Source organism: Pedobacter arcticus A12 (assembly GCF_000302595.1).
GTDB lineage: Bacteria > Bacteroidota > Bacteroidia > Sphingobacteriales > Sphingobacteriaceae > Pseudopedobacter > Pseudopedobacter arcticus.
In genome coordinates, this window is sequence record NZ_JH947128.1 from 547,064 (window position 1) to 565,187 (window position 18,124).

The following is an 18,124-nucleotide window of genomic DNA, read 5'->3' on the forward strand; positions in this document are numbered from 1 at the left end:
ATCTGATTTTAGCTTATAAAAACATCCTCACATTTTTATTTAACTTTGCCAAAACAAAAATTAAACGTTGGCAAAATGTTCAAATCTTTAAAAGGCAATATCTACGTCGCCTTAGTTTTAAGGTTACTCATTATATTTTTTCTATATACAGTTTCTAGAATACTTTTCTTAGCATTTAATCTCGATTCCTTTACCGGCTTATCAACAAAAGGAATTTTAACAATATTATTGGGTGGCTTAAAGTTTGACTTAAGCGCTATACTCTACATCAACATTCTTTTTATACTTAGTCAGGTTATTCCCTTCAAAATCGTTTATCAAAAGCTTTATCAAAAAGTATTTGCTTGGGTATTTTTTATTACCAATGCAATTTGCCTAGCCACCAATATGGGCGATATTGTGTATTATCCGTTTACCCTTAAACGCACTACGTTTTCTGCGTTTTCGCAATTTTCTAATGAAGACAACCTAGGCAAACTGTTCCTGAAGTTTATGTTTATAGATTACTGGTACATTACCTTAATTTTTATAGTCATGCTGTTTTTTATGGTTTGGAGCTATAAAAAAATACCAGTTATCAATCCTCAAACTAAGTCGAAACTACTTTATCATTTTACTGCACTGGCATTGATGCTATTAATTGCGTGGTGCTGTATTGCAGGTATGCGTGGTGGTTTTAGGCATAGTACTCGCCCTATTACGTTAAGCAATGCAGGTGAATTTGTTGAAGATCCGGCCCAAATAAATATCGTAATTAATACGCCTTTTTCTATTATCAGAACCATCCGTACAAAACCTTTAAAAAAACAGGAATTCTTTTCACAAGCAGAAGCAAACAGCATCTACAACCCAATAAAACAACCAGATACAACCAGCTCATTTAACAAAAAAAACATTGTAGTGTTGGTTTTAGAGAGCTTTAGTAGAGAGTATATTGGAGGTTTCAATAAAAAATTGGATGGCGGAACATACAAGGGTTATGCACCATTCTTAGATTCACTAAAATCAGTTTCACTTTCTTTTAACAATGCCTATGCAAATGGCAGGAAGTCTATAGAGGGTTTACCCTCAGTAATTGCTAGTATCCCAGGGATAAACGAACCTTTTGTATTAGGGTATTACTCTGGAAACAAGATAAACAGTTTGGGCGGATTATTGGGTAAGGAAGGTTACCATACTTCATTTTTTCATGGTGCACCAAACGGCTCAATGGGTTTTAGTTCCTTTATTAACTTGGCGGGTATAGCGCACTACTACGGCAAAACAGAGTATAATAATGATGCTGATTTTGATGGAATGTGGGGTATTTGGGACGAACCATTCTTACAGTTCTGGGCAAACAAAATGAATACGTTTAAAGAACCTTTCTTTAGCAATATTTTTACAGTTTCCTCTCATCACCCATTTAAGGTACCAGAAAAATACGAAGGTAAATTCCCCAAAGGCACTTTACCGATCCACCAAACGGTTGGCTATACAGATATGGCATTGCGCAAGTTTTTCGAAACTGCATCTAAAATGCCTTGGTATAAAAATACTATATTTATTTTAACGGCTGACCATAGTACGGTGGCGTGGCATAACGAATACAAAACGTCTATTGGGGCATTCGCAGTCCCAATTATTATTTTTGATCCTAGCGGAGATTTAAAAGGGCAAATTGACGCTCCGGTACAACAGATTGATATTTTCCCTACAATTATGAACTATCTGCATTACCCTAAGCCTTATTTTGCTTTTGGTAACAATATGTTGGCTCAGGACAGCAACCATTTTGTAATCAACACGATTGATGGTGACTATCAGATTATAATGGGTGATTATGTAATGCTTTCGAGAGATAACAAACCCGAAAAGCTTTTTAATTACAGAAATGATGTTCTTCTAAAACAAAACCTGATAAATAAAGAGCCCGAGCAAGTGGAAAAAATGAACAAGTCTCTAAAAGCTTTTATTCAGCAATATAACCAACGCATGGTTGATAATCAGCTTACCGCGAAATAAAAGCTAAACATATAAGGCTAAAGGCAAAAACTAACCTGCCAGTTGTAAACAGCAGGTTAGCCTTATTTGCAGAAAATTAATCCCACTTATTTTTACTGGAAAGCGCAAACCTGCCCGACCCACTAACTATGAGTGCTAAAGCGCCTGTGATAAACAAACCTAGTAGCTCAACGCCCCAACCGCCTGCTTGATTAAGTTGAAATATATCTGCTGAGTGAACCAAAAACATTGCAAACAACGCTCCGAATAGGAGAACTATAGATGCTAATCTTGTTCTGTAGCCAATGATGATCAAAAGTGGAGCTATGATTTCGGTTAAGTAAACGCCATAAGCAAAAAAGCCTGGCAGTCCGTTTTTACTTAACATTCCCTCAATAAAACCAATTCCTTGCAGTTTTGCAATACCATGCAAAAGCATCAAAACACCTACTCCAATGCGGAGAATGAGTAAGCCCAAATCTTTGTCTTTTTTCATCTTCTAATTTTTAAACAATTTTAAATTGATTATCTGTTTAAACACTAAATTAGTGTCAAAGTTTGAATTATTACTATTAATTCGATAAATTTTCGGTTACTCTTCTTTATGGAATAAATTTAAACTGCTAATTATGAAAACTATTACAAGATTATTATCTCGCCGTACCGGGTGTAAATTTGTGATAGTTTGCTATTATGTGTTGTGATGTTACAACTTTTTAGCAACAATTGCTACCGCGTGTAAATTATTTCGGTGTTTCTTGAAAGTTTTTCGAAGTGCAAAAACACGTTCCCTGATTTCCGCCCGTGTAATCAGATTCCAGATAATATGGAGGAAATTTATCAAACCTTCATCAGCAAGCATCCGCTTTGGCTCCAATAAAAGCATTTCACTCGTTTCCACAGCAAGCACTCTAAAGCCTTGCTGTTCTAACAATTCTACCCATTCCTTATTGCTTAAAGGACGGGCATTTACATGTGATACTTGCGCAAGTTCCTTTTTAATTCGACTGCTAGCTATATCAGAAATTTCATCGGTATTTAAACCTAATTCGTGGATGCCATATAAACCACCTGGTTTTAACAAGCGATAAGCCTCTGCAATAATTTCTGTTTTCCGACGATCTGCATGCATAGTAAGCATAGCTTCGCCATAAACTTTACTTGCGCAACCGGCCAACAAGCCCGATTTTGCCACATCGGCAATGATGAAAGTACAGGATTTGTTCGGAAACTTCTTTTTTAAACGACCCACAGTTATTCCATCACGCTCAATACCTGTATATGATTTTGGGTATTTGCTTAAAGTAATTGAAGCAGTAAAGCCCAAACCTGGCGCAAACTCTACCACATCATCTTCGGGACCAATATTTAGCTGGGTCAGAAGTTTTTGGGTAAGCTGTAAACCGCCTGGTCGAAGTACTTTTTTACCAACACGGTTTAATAGGTCATAGCTTTCTGCTTTTTCAATACTTTGAGTATTCACCTAAGTAGATTAAGGTTGATTAGCAACATCTTTTACGCGGTTAACCTTATCTCCTTTAGCAAGTGTTAAACGTACGATACTTTCCATATTGGCTTTTAAGTCATGCGGAACATTTGCATCCAATGTTACGATATCACCTTTCTTAAGTGCTAAAGTTTCACCGTTTACACCAAATTCAATCTCTCCATCAAAAATTTCTACCACAATAGGAAAAGCAGTTTTATGCTCTTTCATGGTTTGATTCTCTAAAAAAGCAATACGTATTTCTTTGGTGAAATCACTTTCGAATAAAACTGATATCGCAGGTTTGTTTTCGCTAAACTCTAAATTCTCTAAAATGGATGCTCTTTTCATAATTGTATGTTTTTTGGTAAAAGTACAGGTGTATGGTTATTTGCAAATGACGAGTATCATGTTTTACACCAATGCCTATTTTAGTAGGCTATTTTTACTTATGTATGATGATTAAAACCCTAAACTATACAAATGCACTAAACCCGGTAATTGCTCTTCCAACAATTAACGAATTAATTTCTTTAGTTCCTTCGTAAGAGTAAATCGCTTCTGCATCTGCAACAAATCTGGCTACGTCATGCTCTAATAAAATTCCGTTGCCACCCATTACTTCGCGGGCTCTGCTTACCACATCACGCATGCGCATGGTACAAAATACTTTTGCTAAAGATGCATGTTCATCAGTCAGCTTGCCTTCATCTTGCAGTTTAGAAAGCTGAAAAACTAGCGTTTGCATGGCTGTTAAATTAGATAACATTTCTACCAAGTGGTTCTGTATCAACTGAAATGATGCAATTGGTTTTCCAAACTGCACACGCTCTCTGGTATATTTCAAAGCACTTTCATATGCACCTCTGGCGCAACCAACTGCCATCCAGGCCACACCTGCTCTTGTCATTTGTAAAACTTTGGCGGTATCTTTAAACGAGTTACAGTTCTGTAAGCGGTTTTCTTCCGAAACCACACAATCCTTCATGGTAATTACGGCATTCTGTACTATTCTCAGTGCCATTTTATCTTCTATTTTCTTAGCAGAAAAACCAAGATTGTTTTTTTCTACAATAAATCCTTTTACTTGATCATCATCAACATCTCTTGCCCAAATAATATTAACATCTGCAAAAGTTGCGTTACCAATCCATTTCTTTTGACCGTTTAAAACCCAAGTGTCGCCTGTTCTTTTCGCAGTTGTAGTTAAGCCACCAGCAGCAGCCGACCCAACTTCTGGCTCGGTTAAACCAAAAGAACCAACCAGTTCTAGTTTCTGCATTTTTGGCAACCATTTTAGCTTCTGTGCTTCGGAACCACAGATATAAATTGAGCCCATTGCCAAACCACTTTGCACTCCAAAAAATGTGGCGATCGATGCATCTATCCTACCCATTTCGGTTGCAATAATCCCTTCCATTAAAAAAGAACGGTTAGCGCATCCATAGCCTTCATAAGTTAATCCACAGATATTAAGTTCGGCTAGTTTAGGGATAAGTTCGAAAGGAAATTCGGCCCGGTTCCAGTATCTGTTTACTATCGGTTTAACCTCTGTTTCCATAAAGTTGCGCACTTTTAGCTGCAAGGCCCGGTCTTCTGGCGAAAGTGAATCTGAAAGCTCATAAAAATCGCCGTTAATGGGCGGAAGTTCCCGCTTCTTAGCATTGCCGTTCATCATTTTCATCAAACCATTTAGTTGGCGCTCATCAAGCTTACTAAATTGGTTCATTACTTTTGGTAGATCTACTTTTTTAGAAAGCGCTTCTAATTGGTTAAAATCTACCGTTTTAAGTAAATTATAGATGTTTTTTGCTTTTGAAAATAAATCCGACATAGTTCTTTAGGTTGGGCATACAAGATATTGAATTTTGTGTCGCAAGAACATTGCCAATTTAAAGCAATTTGGGCTTAGTGAGGAAATCACTAAAAAAGAACCATCGAGATATGCAAATTATCCCGATGGTACTAAATTTTTAGAAAAATCTTACTTTGCTGATAGCGCTTCGCCTTCGAATTGGATTCCGTCCCAACCGTTTTGCATAAACTGACGGATATTCTGATGATCATTTGCTTCAGGGCTGTTTAGCACCGATTGATAATGTTCTGCAAATAGTAAAAGCGTTTCCTCTTTTGATAAACAATTTAGCGTTGCAAAGGAAAAGACCTTTGCACTACCTTGATTCTGGTTTGCCTCATTATAAGTATCGCCGTTTTTAAAAGCTGTAGGTGTATGGTTGTAGAGCGAATCTATGGTTTCGATTACCGCGGTAAATGGCAGTTTATTTTCTTTTAAACTTTGGATAAGATTAGTAGCTGTATTTGTCATAAAGCAAAGATAATAGGATTTATAATTCTAACACAAAAGGTACGAAAGTGGCAATTTAAAACTTGTGAAAATTTGCGGTTAGTGATAGATACGGATATCGGTCTCTGGCCGGTACCCTGTAGAGTATAAGTGCGTAAGGCGTTACCTCGCCTCCGACAGGCAACAAACGCCTAAACTAAAAACTACGTTACTAATTAACTAAACAATAAATAGTATTTTGGGCACAGTTATAGGTTATAAAACTATAAAACGTAAAAATGTCCAGTCACCATATAATTAGAGAAAAACAGGAACCTGCACTTTTAATTTTTGATTTGAGCGAATTCAACGAGGAATACTTAGGTCAATTATTAGAGTGGTCGCCCATGATTATGGTTCCGCTAAATTTGTTTGAAAAGGTTGTTTCCTTAGGAATTAAAGTTGATGCAGTGCTGGCGAAAGAAAACCCAAACCTTTTATATTTTCAGGAGCATGTGAAAGTGATTCCATGTGATGAAAACCTTTTAGACTGTGCGCTAAAACATTTAGTTGGCGAAGGTTTTCCAGCGGTAAACATTATTGGAAACCATTTTAAAGCTAATGAATATCAGTTTTACACAGATTTAATTGATGTAGTTGTTTTCAATGGCAATCGCAAAATTTTTCCAGTAAAATCTGGATTTAGCAAGTGGAAAACAAGCGGAGAAAATGTATTTATTTTGCAAGAGAGTTTAGCCAGCAATTTATCCACAAGTGGTTTACACTGTATTGAGCCAGCACATTATCGTACAGAAAAAGATGGCTTTTATAGCTTAACTTTTCAAAATTCTTTTATTTTTATTGCGGAGGAAATATAATGAATGTAAGAATCGCTAACCTGTCTGATGCGGAAACTATTGCTAAACTTGCTCGCGAGATTTGGCCCCGTACTTATGCTGATATCATTAGCACCGAGCAAATTGCATTTATGCTGGAAAAATCCTACACGGTTACTTCACTTGAAAAGCAATTGCTAGAAGGACACACTTTTTTCATCTTAGAATCAGATGCTGTTGCTTTGGGTTTTGCAAGTGTAACGCAAGAAATTGAGGATACTTATAAACTCCAAAAGTTTTATATCCACCAAAATCTACATAAAAAAGGTGCAGGAACATTGCTTTTGAGTTTTGTGGAAGATTACTGCAGAACCAAAGGAGCTGAACGTTTACTGCTAAATGTGAACCGGAATAATAAAGCGAAGCTATTTTATGATAAAATGGGTTACACCATCCTTCATACGGTGGATATTCCTTACCATGATTTTGTTTTGAACGATTATATCATGGGCAAAAACCTGTAGAACGAATATTTCTTATCAGATTTGTCAAAATGGCATTCACCACACTGACTAGATTACTCATCCACATCATTGTTTCATTGGTTTTAGCCGATTTTCGTCAGAAATTAGCAATTTGTAAGCAATTATTTTTGAACGGACTACTTTTTGTTTATCATTATAAAATTATTAGAAGAAAAAAATGGCTATTATTTTATTTGTAATTATTGCTTTAGCGGGTTTCGCAGTACAGTGGAGATTTAAAAGTAAGTTTAAAAAATATTCGGAGATCGCGATATCATCTGGTGTAAGCGGTGCGGAGATCGCCCGTAAAATGCTGTCTGATAACGGCATCCACGACGTGGAAATTATTTCTGTTGATGGACAGTTAACAGACCACTACAACCCCGCAAACAGAACAGTAAACCTTTCGCCAGATGTATACCATGGCAGAAGTATTGCTGCTGCTGCAGTTGCAGCCCACGAGTGTGGCCACGCTGTTCAACATGCTAAAGCTTACGCTTGGTTACAGTTTAGATCTGCAATGGTACCGATAGTTGGTGTTGCTTCAAACCTTATTCAATGGGTATTAATCATTGGTGTTTTGCTAATGGTTTTTAGCGGCAGTCCGATTGTGTTAGCAGTTGGTGTTGGAGCGTTAGCAATTGTAACGATATTTAGCTTTGTGACTTTGCCTGTAGAGTTTGATGCAAGCAGAAGAGCTTTAGTTTGGTTACAAACCCAAAAAGGAATTATGCAGACTAGCGTAGAAAATGACCAAGCTAAAGATGCTTTATGGTGGGCCGCTATGACATATGTTGTTGCTGCTTTATCATCATTGGCAACATTGGTATATTATGCTTCAATGCTTTTCGGAAGAAGAGACTAAGAATAGTTTTTAATAAAGAAAGGGGATGATTCGACCGAATCATCCCCTTTTCTATGTTCTTTTTAATCTACTTTCTCTAAATAAGAACCAAATGTACGCTAAGTCAAAGTCTATTTATTTCAGCGTAGCGGTTAAGTACCTTATTAGAACCGATAAATCATCGCGTTGATATTCATTCCTGCGCCAACGGAAGCAAAAAGTATCACATCACCTTTATTAATTTGATGATTTTCTTTTTCTCCTTTTAGGATTAAGTCTAATAACGTTGGTACAGTTGCTACTGATGAGTTCCCTAAAGTGGAAATCGTCATCGGCATTACGTCTGCTGGTGGTGTATCAATATCATACAATTTAAAGAAACGCTTTAAAATTGCTTCGTCCATTTTTCCGTTTGCTTGGTGCACCAACACCTTTTTCACTTCACTCGGCGAAACACCAGCTTTTTCTAATGTAGCTTTCATTACCAAAGGAACATGAGTTAAAGCGTATTCATAAACTTTACGCCCGTCCATTTTAATGTACAAATCACCTATAGCATCGTGATCTATTTTATTAGAGCCTTCCATTCTTAAAAAATAAGCTTGGTCAACAGTATGGCTTTCCGTCTTGTGACTTAAAATACCTGCATTATCCGAACCATCAGTGGAGGCTGCTAAAATCGTAGCCCCGGCACCGTCGGCATAAATCATACTGTCTTTATCATGCGGGTCTACTATTCTTGATAAAGTTTCTGATCCAATAACCATCACTTTTTTAGCATCGCCAGATCTGATAAAATAATCTGCTTGTATCATGCCCTGCAACCACCCTGGGCAACCAAAAGGCAAATCGTAGGCTACGCAGTTGGGGTTTTCTATTCCTAATTTATGTTTTACCCTACTGGCCAAAGTTGGTACAATATCCGTTCTGTTCGAGCCTGCCTTAACATCTCCAAAGTTATGGGCTACAATAATGTAGTCCAACTCCTCCCCATTTATTCCAGAACTTTCTAAAGCATCTTGGGCGGCAAAAAAGGCTAAATCAGAAGCGTTTTGTCCGTCTTCTGCGTATCTTCTTTCTTCAATATCGGTTATCTGTTTAAACTTATGAATGGCATCAGCATTTTTTCTTAGCTGTGGAGTACCATCTTTTTCTACAAAGGTGTGAGAAAGAAAATCATCGTTCTTTACCACTTTAGACGGGATATACTTCCCTGTCCCAACAATTATTGATTTTATATGACTGCTCATTTTTAAAATTTAAACCGAAAACTCTTCTGGTATATAGTATAAAGTTACTGAATAATTTTGAAAATCATTTAGGTTTGTAATCAGCTCGATAAGCATTTACAATTGCGTGGAGTAGGATTATTTATTTACATGGTAATAAAATCACACTGTAACAAAGCTTTACGATTGCTGTCTTAATAAAAGAATATCTAATTTGTCGTTAAATCTATTCAATGGATAATATAGAAATCGTAAAAGTTGCGCTACAATCTATCAACAGTAATAAATTAAGAACCTTTTTAACAGCCTTAATTATTGCAATTGGCTTGATGGCTTTAGTAGGTATTTTAACTTCTATCGACGCCATTAAAGGCTCGTTAAATAACACTTTTGCCAGTATGGGCGCTAACTCGTTCACTATACGTAACCGAGGAACGGGAATTAGAATTGGCGGAAACGGTGCAAAAGCGAAACGCTGGCCTGTAATTACTTACCGCCAGGCAATGGATTTTAAACGAGGCTTTTCAGTACCTTCTTTGGTTTCAGTTAACACTTTTGCATCTTTTGCGGCAACGGTAAAGTTTAAGAACGATAAAACGAATCCCAATATTTCTGTTTTAGGTGGCGATGCAGAATATGTGGCTACGGGCGGTTATAAAATTGTCGAAGGGCGTAATTTCTCTAGCAACGAAATGGAGTTTGGTGCAAGCGTTGTAATTATTGGAGATGAAATAAAAAAGAAATTTTTTGATAAAGGTGATGCTGTAGATCAAATTATAACTATTGGCACTAATAAATTTCGGGTAATCGGTGTTTTTGCACCTAAAGGTTCGAGCATGGGTTTTGGAGGTGATAAAGTCTGCGTAATTCCGATCGTGAGAGGTCGGCAAATTATGACCAACAAAAACCCAACATATACTATTTCTGTAATGGCTAGCGACCCAACTTTACTTGACTATGCGTCTGGCGAAGCAACAGCGTTAATGCGAAAAATTAGAAATTTAACTGTGCAGGAACAAAGTACATTTGAAATTACCAAAAGTGATGCAATTGCAGAAACCTTGATCAGCAACCTAAAATTTGTACAAATTGCCGGCATAGCAATCGGTTTAATTACTTTGATTGGCGCAGCAATCGCCTTAATGAATATTATGATGGTTTCTGTTACCGAACGTACCCGCGAAATAGGTATCCGAAAAGCAATTGGAGCAAACCCCGCATTAATTCGTAAACAATTTTTGTACGAAGCTATTGTGATCTGTTTAATAGGTGGTGGCGTTGGAATATTTTTGGGGATTGTAATGGGAAATTTATTAGCTATTGCAATGGGAGCCTCTTTCCTAATCCCATGGTTATGGATTTTTATAGGCTTGGTAGCATGTGTTGGAACAGGTTTAGCGTCTGGAATTATCCCCGCATCAAAAGCTTCAAAACTGGACCCAGTCGAAGCTTTAAGGTACGAGTAGATTTTCGTTCTTTGCTAATCCACAGGGTTCTCTTTGGAGAAACCCCTGCTGGGATGTAAATGCACTGAACTAAACGCAGGGTCCTCTGCGAGAGACCCCTGCTTCGACGAATGAACTAATGACTAATAAACTCTCAACCACTCCAAAAGCCTATCTAACTAATAACTAACTAACTAACTTAGCCCAAGTATCTTTCAGCGTAACCGTTCTATTAAACACCAAATGCTCTGCTGTTGAATCAGCATCTAAGCAAAAATAACCTTTACGTATAAACTGGTAACGTCTATCAGGATTGTCTGCTAACTGTTGTTGGGCGTTTGCCAAATCAGCTTCTATGTAAGCATTTTTTAATACTACTAAACTTCCTGGGTTTAAATAATCTTTAAAATCGCCTTCTTCACGGTCTGGCTCTTCAGCGGTAAATAGTCTCTCGTACAGCCTAACTTCTGCAGTTTTTGCGTGTTTAACACTTACCCAATGCATGGTTCCCTTCACTTTTAGTCCTGATGTATCTTCGCCAGATTTTGATTCTGGGAAATAAGTACAATGAATCTCCGTAACGTTACCTTCAGCATCTTTCACAAAATCATCACATCTAACAATGTAAGCGCTCTTTAAACGGCTCATTAACCCAGGTCCCAAACGGAAAAACTTTTTTGGTGGTTCTTCCATAAAATCTTCCCGCTCTATCCAAAGTTCGCGACTGAATGGGATTTGGCGTTCACCATCATGACCTTCAACTTCAGGATTGTTTTCGCCCGTCAACATTTCCTCTTGTCCTTCTGGATAATTGGTAATCACCATTTTAATAGGATCCAAAACCGCCATTCTGCGCCACGAAGTTTTGTTTAAATCCTCACGAATAAAAAACTCCAACAAACTATATTCAATTAAGTTCTCTCTTTTTGCAATTCCGGTACGTTCGCAAAAATTACGGATTGATGATGGTGTAAAACCTCTTCTGCACAAACCGCTTATGGTTGGCATACGTGGGTCATCCCAACCCGCAACAAATTTCTCGTTCACCAACTGCAATAATTTTCTTTTGCTGGTTACCGTATAATTTAAGTTTTTACGAGCAAACTCATATTGTTTTGACGGATAAATCTCCAATTTCTCAATTAGCCAGTTGTATAAATCGCGGTGAGGAATAAACTCTAAAGTACAAACAGAATGCGTAATATGCTCAATGGCATCACTTTGTCCGTGAGCAAAATCATACATCGGATAAATACACCAAGCATCACCAGTTCTGTGGTGTTTTGCATGCTTTATACGATAGATAATAGGATCACGCATAATCATGTTCACATGCGTCATATCTATCTTGGCTCTTAAAGTATGGCTTCCATCTGGAAACTCGCCATTCTTCATTCTGGTAAATAAATCCAAGTTTTCTTCAACACTGCGGTCTCTGAACGGACTGTTTTTCCCTGGTTCTGTTGGTGTTCCTTTTAAGGTTGCCATATCCTCTGCATTCAAATCGTCCACATAGGCCAATCCTTTTTCAATCAGTTTAACAGCATACCCGTAAAGCGTATCAAAATTATCTGAAGCATAATTCTCGTTTTCCCACTTAAAACCTAACCAAGCAATATCTTTTTTAATTGCTTCAACGTAGGCTGTATCTTCTGTAACTGGGTTGGTATCATCAAATCTAAGGTTGGTGTAGCCTTTGAATTTTTCTGTTAAACCAAAATTCAAGCAAATACTACTTGCATGCCCAATGTGCAAAAACCCATTAGGCTCTGGCGGAAAACGGGTAATAATCTGATCGTATTTACCTTCTTTTAAGTCGGTTTCTACAATCTCTTCTATAAAGTTTAGTGATTTCTCTTCGGACATGTGTTTTGCGTATAGCCTGCAAAAATAGTAAAATTAAAGATAGGCAAAAAGCTTGTTGATGGTGTTCAAGTACACTAATCGTCTAAAGACATAAATAAATTATTCAAGGATTCGCTAAAGAGTGGATGCGCAAACATGGTATGCCTTATTTCGGGGTATGTAATTCTACCCATCATAGCCATCTGCAATACCGACATTACTTCGCCGCCTTCGGCACCAATAATTGTTGCACCTAAAACCTCCTTTGTTTTGGCATCTACAATGGCTTTCATAAATCCTAAAGTTTCACCAGTTTCATCTGCTCTGGCAACATGGCGCATCGGCAGTGTGGCAACTTTATAATTTAGTTTTTGCTTTTTTGCTTCACGTTCCGTAATTCCCACACGCCCCATTTGTGGATCGGTAAACATACAGTAAGGAATCAGTCTGTTTTTGATGCTTCTGCTTTTTTTATTGATAAGGTTATCGTAAATAATTAAATGGTCATTGTAGGCAACATGCGTAAACGCTGGGCCACCTTTTACATCGCCTAAAGCATAAATATTTTTTGTAGCTGTTCTCAACTGATTATCAACTAAAATGTGACCCCTGTTATCCGTTTTCACTCCTGCTGCCTTTAAATTTAGGTTTTCTGTTTGGGGTTTTCTACCAGCAGCTATTAAAATATGACTACAAAGAAAATTTTGCTTTTTGCCGTTTACGGTTGCCATAACCTTTTTTTGTTTTTTCCCGCTTATCGCTGATACTTTGGAGTTTGTGTGTATTTCTATATTTTCCTTCTTAAATATCTCTGTCATCGAGACGCAAACATCTTCATCCTCATGCGGAAGCAATGTTTTTGATTGTTCTAAAATGGTGACTTTAGCACCAAACCGGTTCATCATTTGCCCTAGCTCTAAAGCAATATAACCACCACCAATAATTACTAAATGTTTCGGAATTTCTTTTAGTTCTAATAATGTTGTAGAGGTGAGATAATCAGTTTCTTCTATACCTTTCAATTTGGGAATTAGCGGACTAGCTCCGGTATTGATAAAAATCTGCTTGCCGCTGATTTCTATATTGCCTTTAGCGGTTTTCACTTTTAAAGTTTCTTGATCTTGAAAAGAACCCTCACCCATGATGATGGTTAGGTTCTTCGTCTTTTTTAATCCCTTGATCGCCCCGTTTCTAAAAGAAGTTACAATATCCTGTTTTCTCTCATAAACTTTATCGTAATCTATGCTTATGCTTTTACATTTAACGCCCCAACGTTCTGAGTTCTTTACGATATGAGCCACCCTAGCAGAAAAGATCATCGTTTTGGTAGGCGAACAGCCATCGTTAATACAAGTTCCACCGATAATCCGCTTTTCAATCAATGCCACTTTTTTGCCAGCCTTCGCTAATTTCTTAGCCAAGGGGATCCCTGCCTGGCCTGCTCCAATAACTATTGCATCAAATTTTTTCATATTATGCTATTTTCCGCCATCACCAAATAGCGTACAAATAGTAAGCAATAACTTTACCAAGGAAAGCTATAAAAAAAAGAGGCTATCTCTAATAAGAAATAGCCTCCGTTTTAAGGTTAATCTGTATGTGCTTTTTTATTTGTATTCTGAAGAAACGGAATTAATTTTCCAATCTTTACCAGCTTTCACAAGTGTAATGTAATTCTCTCTGGTAAATGTATCATAAACTTGGCTCACCTTTACTAGCGTATAGCTTTCTGTATTAACTACCACGGCTGACAAGACTTCGCACTGCTGTGTAATGCCTTTGTTTTTGGCTAAAAATCCGTATTCCTCACTTTTTGAATGACTGGTTGTTTTCCCGTTAGCGGAAATACTAAATTTTGCATCATCAGTAAATATTTTATTGAAATTAGATAGGTCGCCATACTTAATCAGATTCACATAGTTACTTATGCTAACATCCATAGTTTGAACAGTGGCTGTACCGTCATCTGTTTTCGCAAAGCTTATGGTAGCGGTAAGCATTACAATGGCTAAGAATGATTTTTTTAGGTTAAAAATTTTCATGGTTTTAAATATTAGTTGTTTAATTGTTATGTAATATAGACGGCACCATGAGCTAAAAAGTTACAGTTGGATTACAAAAAAAAAAATTTAGGGTGAGAGGAGAAAATCTGGTCCAAAGAAAGCGCTAGATTTAGTGTTTGCAAGAGGAAAACTAGTCACCAAAAAAAACTAAATTAATGTGCCAGTAGATGCGCCAAGACCTAGTTAAGTTTGCCCGAAAACACCTATTTTAGTTTTACTAATTAACTCAGAAATTAATTGGCGCAAAAAATTAGATTTGTTATTTGCTTGGATAAAAACTTCTAAAAAGACAAAAGAGAGCAAAATGCTCTCTTTTGTTGCTGTGGCTCCGACGAGAATCGAACTCATATCTAAAGTTTAGGAAACTTCTATTCTATCCGTTGAACTACGGAGCCTTTTAAAAAAAAAGTTCTTACCTCACCACACTTCCAACTCCAAACTCTTCCTTAGGAGCCACAAAAGTAAGTTTTCCATCTGAATTTTCTGCCATTAAAATCATTCCTTGTGAAAGAATTCCTTTGATTTCTCGTGGTTCTAAGTTAATTAAGATACTTACCTGTTGACCAACAATACTTTCTGGTGCAAAAAACTCTGCAATTCCCGAAACTACCGTTCTTTGATCTAAACCAGTATCAACAGTAAGTTTCAATAATTTTTTAGTCTTCGCTACCTTTTCTGCGGTTAATATTTTGCCTGTTCTAATATCTAACGATGCAAAATCATCAAAACTGATATTTGCCTTTGCTGGCACAAGCGCTGGTGAATTTGCTGCTTTTGCTTCTTCTTTTTTAACAGCTAACTTAGCTAACTGCCTCTCCACTTGTTCATCTTCTACTTTTTCGAACAGTAAACTTGCCGGATTTAGCTGATGCCCGTCGGAAAAAACAATTACTTCATTATAGCTTTTATCTGCTACTGCGATGTTGAGCATCGTTGCCAACTTTTTACTTGAATGCGGTAAAAATGCCTGCGAAAGAATTGTTAAATGTGCGATGATATGCAAACAGTTCTGCAAAACCTCTCTAGTCTCTTCTGGGTTTTCTTTGAAGGTTTTCCACGGTTCTTTCTCTGTCAAGTACTTATTCCCTAGCCTCGCCACATCCATTAATGAGGCAATAGCATTTCTAAATTTATAGTCTGTTAAGTACTTATCAATATCTGCGTATGCAGTTTCTATATGCGTTGCTAAAGTTTCATCTTTCAATTTTTCTCCGCCCAATACTTTTCCGTCAAAGTATTTGTGCATCAAAATCATCACCCTGTTTACAAAATTTCCGAAAATAGCCACCAACTCATTGTTTACACGAGCTTGGTAATCTTTCCAGGTAAATTCGCTATCGCTGGTTTCGGGCATAATAGACGTCAACACATAGCGCAGTTCATCCTGCTTATTGGGGAATTCTTCTAAATACTCATGCAACCAAACTGCATGATTTCTGGATGTAGAAAGCTTATCGCCCTCTAGGTTCAAAAACTCATTTGCAGGTACATTTTCTGGCAAAATATAATCGCCATGCGCATTCAATATAGACGGAAAGGTAATACAATGAAAAACAATATTGTCTTTACCTATAAAGTGAATCAGGCATGAATTATCTGCTTCATTTTCCTGCTTTTTCCAGTACAGTTGCCAATCTTTATCATTATCAATTGCCCACTGTTTTGTAGCAGAAATATAGCCAATTGGCGCATCTAACCACACATAAAGCTTTTTACCCTCGGCTTCCATCAAAGGCACATCAATTCCCCAATCCAAATCACGAGTCATGGAACGTGGTTGTAAACCCTGCTTTAACCAAGAGCTACACTGCCCGTAAACATTTGTTTTCCAGCTATCCTTTTTCCCTTCTAACAACCATTCCTCTAACCAAGGCTGGTACTTGTCTAAAGGCAAATACCAATGTTTAGTAGGCTTTAAAATCGGTTTATTCCCACTTAAGGTTGACCGTGGATTAACCAACTCGGTTGGACTTAATGATGTTCCACATTTTTCGCATTGGTCGCCGTAAGCGTTGTCATTACCACAATTTGGGCAAGTACCAATAATATAACGATCGGCTAAAAACTGCTGAAACTCTTCATCAAAATATTGATCAGAAAACTTTTCTATAAACTCTCCTTTTTCGTAAAGATTCAAGAAAAACTCTTTCGATAAATCGTGGTGAATAGGTGCAGAAGTGCGGTGGTAAATATCAAAAGCAATCCCAAAATCTTCAAAACTTTTTTTTATCTGATGATGATACTGGTCAATGATTGCTTGTGGCGTAGTTCCCTCTTTTTTGGCTTTGATAGTGATAGCCGCACCATGCTCATCAGAACCGCATACATAAACTACGTCTTTTTTCTGCAAGCGCAAATGGCGCACAAATATATCAGCTGGCAAATAAGCCCCGGCTAAATGACCGATATGTAAAGGTCCGTTGGCATAAGGCAAAGCGGAAGTAACAGTATATCTTTTATAATTTTTATTAGTCAAAACTAAATGTTTGGGTTGTTTTATTAATTTGCAAAGATAATTGATAATGGTTAAAATCTAAGCTATCGCAAAAGATAAATAATTTGTGCGCTTTAACACGCTTTTCGCTGTATCTTTTTATTTGTTTCCCTCCAGCTCCGCCCAGGACAACAAACAAAAAGGATGTCGCTACTATCGTTAACGCCTTATAATACTTATAAAAATTTAGAAATCGATGACCCATCCACCCTATTTAAAAAAAGGAGACAAAATAGCCATTACCTGTCCGGCTAAAGCTTTAAAATCTCCAATGACTGATGCAATTTTGCTGTTAGAGTCTTGGGGCTTGAAAGTTGTTTTAGGCGAAACTGTAGGTGCTGTTCATCATCAGTTTTCTGGAACAGATGAAATGCGGGAAAGGGACATGCAAAAATTCATTAACGACAACACGATAAAAGCAATCATTGCAGCTAGAGGGGGCTATGGCTGTATCAGAATTGTAGACGACATAGATTGGATGCCCTTAATCCGAAATCCAAAATGGGTCATCGGTTTTAGCGACATTACTGTTTTTCATCTACAATTGCAAAGCATGGGCTTGCAAAGTTTACACGCACAAATGCCCTCTACCATTGCCGAAAGCTCAAAAGAAGGCTTAGAAAGTTTAAGAAAAACCCTTTTTGGAGAAAGTATACAATACACTTTTGCTGCGGATACTGGAAACAGAAAAGGGGTATGCCAAGGTGAATTAATTGGAGGGAATCTAACCTTATTGGTAGCATGTATAAATTCTGTAAATGATATAGATTATAGCAATAAGATTCTTTTTATAGAAGATGTTGGCGAATATGCTTATGCTGTTGACAGAATGATCCGCACTTTAGACAGAGCAGGCAAACTAAAAAACTTGAAGGGCTTAATAGTTGGCGGCTTTACCAACATCAAGCAAGATGACCCTCCATTTGGCTATTCAGCGTATGAAATCATCAATTCTGTGGTTGCTAAATATAATTTTCCGGTAGGTTTCAATTTCCCTGCGGGCCATTTACCAGACAATAGGGCTTTAATTTTAGGAAGAGAAGTCAAACTTGAAGTCGGAATTGAAAGCTCAAACCTTAAATTCTTATAGT

The 18,124-nt window shown here is 37.3% G+C and carries 16 protein-coding genes and 1 tRNA gene; 6 read left to right on the forward strand and 11 right to left on the reverse strand.

What is annotated here, in order from left to right:
• Positions 1–75 precede the first annotated feature (75 nt).
• Positions 76–2,004 carry an LTA synthase family protein gene (locus B176_RS0118200; protein ID WP_026063444.1) on the forward strand — a complete coding sequence of 643 codons (1,929 nt, stop codon included), beginning with the start codon at positions 76–78 and terminating at the stop codon, positions 2,002–2,004.
• 76 nt (positions 2,005–2,080) lie between these two features.
• On the opposite strand, the gene B176_RS0118205 is transcribed toward B176_RS0118200, so the two are convergent.
• The 5 genes from B176_RS0118205 to B176_RS0118225 all read right to left on the reverse strand — a co-directional run bounded on the left by B176_RS0118205 (position 2,081) and on the right by B176_RS0118225 (position 5,795).
• Entirely contained in the window at positions 2,081–2,479 is a 399-nt protein-coding gene (locus B176_RS0118205; protein WP_017260275.1) for a DoxX family protein, read from the reverse strand.
• 210 nt (positions 2,480–2,689) lie between these two features.
• Positions 2,690–3,466: a methyltransferase domain-containing protein gene (locus B176_RS0118210; RefSeq protein WP_017260276.1), complete on the reverse strand. Its 777-nt coding sequence runs from the start codon at positions 3,464–3,466 to the stop codon at positions 2,690–2,692.
• Positions 3,467–3,475: 9 nt separating this feature from the next.
• Positions 3,476–3,820 carry a cupin domain-containing protein gene (locus tag B176_RS0118215; RefSeq protein ID WP_017260277.1) on the reverse strand — a complete coding sequence of 115 codons (345 nt, stop codon included), beginning with the start codon at positions 3,818–3,820 and terminating at the stop codon, positions 3,476–3,478.
• Positions 3,821–3,944: 124 nt separating this feature from the next.
• Positions 3,945–5,303 carry an acyl-CoA dehydrogenase family protein gene (locus B176_RS0118220; protein WP_017260278.1) on the reverse strand — a complete coding sequence of 453 codons (1,359 nt, stop codon included), beginning with the start codon at positions 5,301–5,303 and terminating at the stop codon, positions 3,945–3,947.
• A 150-nt stretch (positions 5,304–5,453) separates the two neighbouring features.
• Positions 5,454–5,795: a HopJ type III effector protein gene (locus B176_RS0118225; protein ID WP_017260279.1), complete on the reverse strand. Its 342-nt coding sequence runs from the start codon at positions 5,793–5,795 to the stop codon at positions 5,454–5,456.
• Between the two features lie 257 nt (positions 5,796–6,052).
• On the opposite strand from B176_RS0118225, the gene B176_RS0118230 reads away from it, so the two are divergent.
• From B176_RS0118230 to B176_RS0118240, 3 genes are all read left to right on the forward strand, one after another.
• Positions 6,053–6,631, forward strand: a complete 579-nt coding sequence (locus B176_RS0118230; protein WP_017260280.1) for a hypothetical protein — start codon at positions 6,053–6,055, stop codon at positions 6,629–6,631.
• Positions 6,631–7,113, forward strand: a complete 483-nt coding sequence (locus B176_RS0118235; RefSeq protein ID WP_017260281.1) for a GNAT family N-acetyltransferase — start codon at positions 6,631–6,633, stop codon at positions 7,111–7,113. The genes B176_RS0118230 and B176_RS0118235 overlap by 1 nt, the downstream gene beginning before the upstream one ends.
• Positions 7,114–7,291: 178 nt before the next feature.
• Positions 7,292–7,978: a zinc metallopeptidase gene (locus B176_RS0118240; RefSeq protein ID WP_017260282.1), complete on the forward strand. Its 687-nt coding sequence runs from the start codon at positions 7,292–7,294 to the stop codon at positions 7,976–7,978.
• Between the two features lie 143 nt (positions 7,979–8,121).
• Here the strand turns inward: B176_RS0118240 and B176_RS0118245 are convergent, their stop codons facing one another.
• Complete coding sequence (locus tag B176_RS0118245; RefSeq protein ID WP_017260283.1) at positions 8,122–9,207, reverse strand: 3-oxoacyl-ACP synthase III family protein; 1,086 nt, start codon at positions 9,205–9,207, stop codon at positions 8,122–8,124.
• 212 nt (positions 9,208–9,419) lie between these two features.
• Here B176_RS0118245 and B176_RS0118250 point away from each other — a divergent pair, with 212 nt between their 5' ends.
• Positions 9,420–10,652 carry an ABC transporter permease gene (locus B176_RS0118250; RefSeq protein ID WP_017260284.1) on the forward strand — a complete coding sequence of 411 codons (1,233 nt, stop codon included), beginning with the start codon at positions 9,420–9,422 and terminating at the stop codon, positions 10,650–10,652.
• 165 nt (positions 10,653–10,817) lie between these two features.
• Here B176_RS0118250 and B176_RS0118255 read toward each other — a convergent pair whose 3' ends face one another.
• The 5 genes from B176_RS0118255 to metG form a co-directional block, all read right to left on the reverse strand.
• Positions 10,818–12,497, reverse strand: a complete 1,680-nt coding sequence (locus B176_RS0118255) for a glutamine--tRNA ligase/YqeY domain fusion protein (RefSeq protein ID WP_017260285.1) — start codon at positions 12,495–12,497, stop codon at positions 10,818–10,820.
• 74 nt (positions 12,498–12,571) lie between these two features.
• Positions 12,572–13,948 carry a dihydrolipoyl dehydrogenase gene (gene lpdA, locus B176_RS0118260; RefSeq protein ID WP_017260286.1) on the reverse strand — a complete coding sequence of 459 codons (1,377 nt, stop codon included), beginning with the start codon at positions 13,946–13,948 and terminating at the stop codon, positions 12,572–12,574.
• Positions 13,949–14,083: 135 nt separating this feature from the next.
• Positions 14,084–14,518 carry a nuclear transport factor 2 family protein gene (locus tag B176_RS0118265; protein ID WP_017260287.1) on the reverse strand — a complete coding sequence of 145 codons (435 nt, stop codon included), beginning with the start codon at positions 14,516–14,518 and terminating at the stop codon, positions 14,084–14,086.
• Positions 14,519–14,862: 344 nt separating this feature from the next.
• Positions 14,863–14,934: transfer RNA gene (locus B176_RS0118270), tRNA-Arg, on the reverse strand.
• 17 nt (positions 14,935–14,951) lie between these two features.
• Positions 14,952–17,015 carry a methionine--tRNA ligase gene (metG, locus tag B176_RS0118275; RefSeq protein ID WP_017260288.1) on the reverse strand — a complete coding sequence of 688 codons (2,064 nt, stop codon included), beginning with the start codon at positions 17,013–17,015 and terminating at the stop codon, positions 14,952–14,954.
• 214 nt (positions 17,016–17,229) lie between these two features.
• Here metG and B176_RS0118285 point away from each other — a divergent pair, with 214 nt between their 5' ends.
• A complete protein-coding gene (locus B176_RS0118285; protein WP_017260290.1) occupies positions 17,230–18,123 on the forward strand; it encodes a S66 peptidase family protein in 894 nt (297 codons plus the stop codon).
• Position 18,124 lies beyond the last annotated feature (1 nt).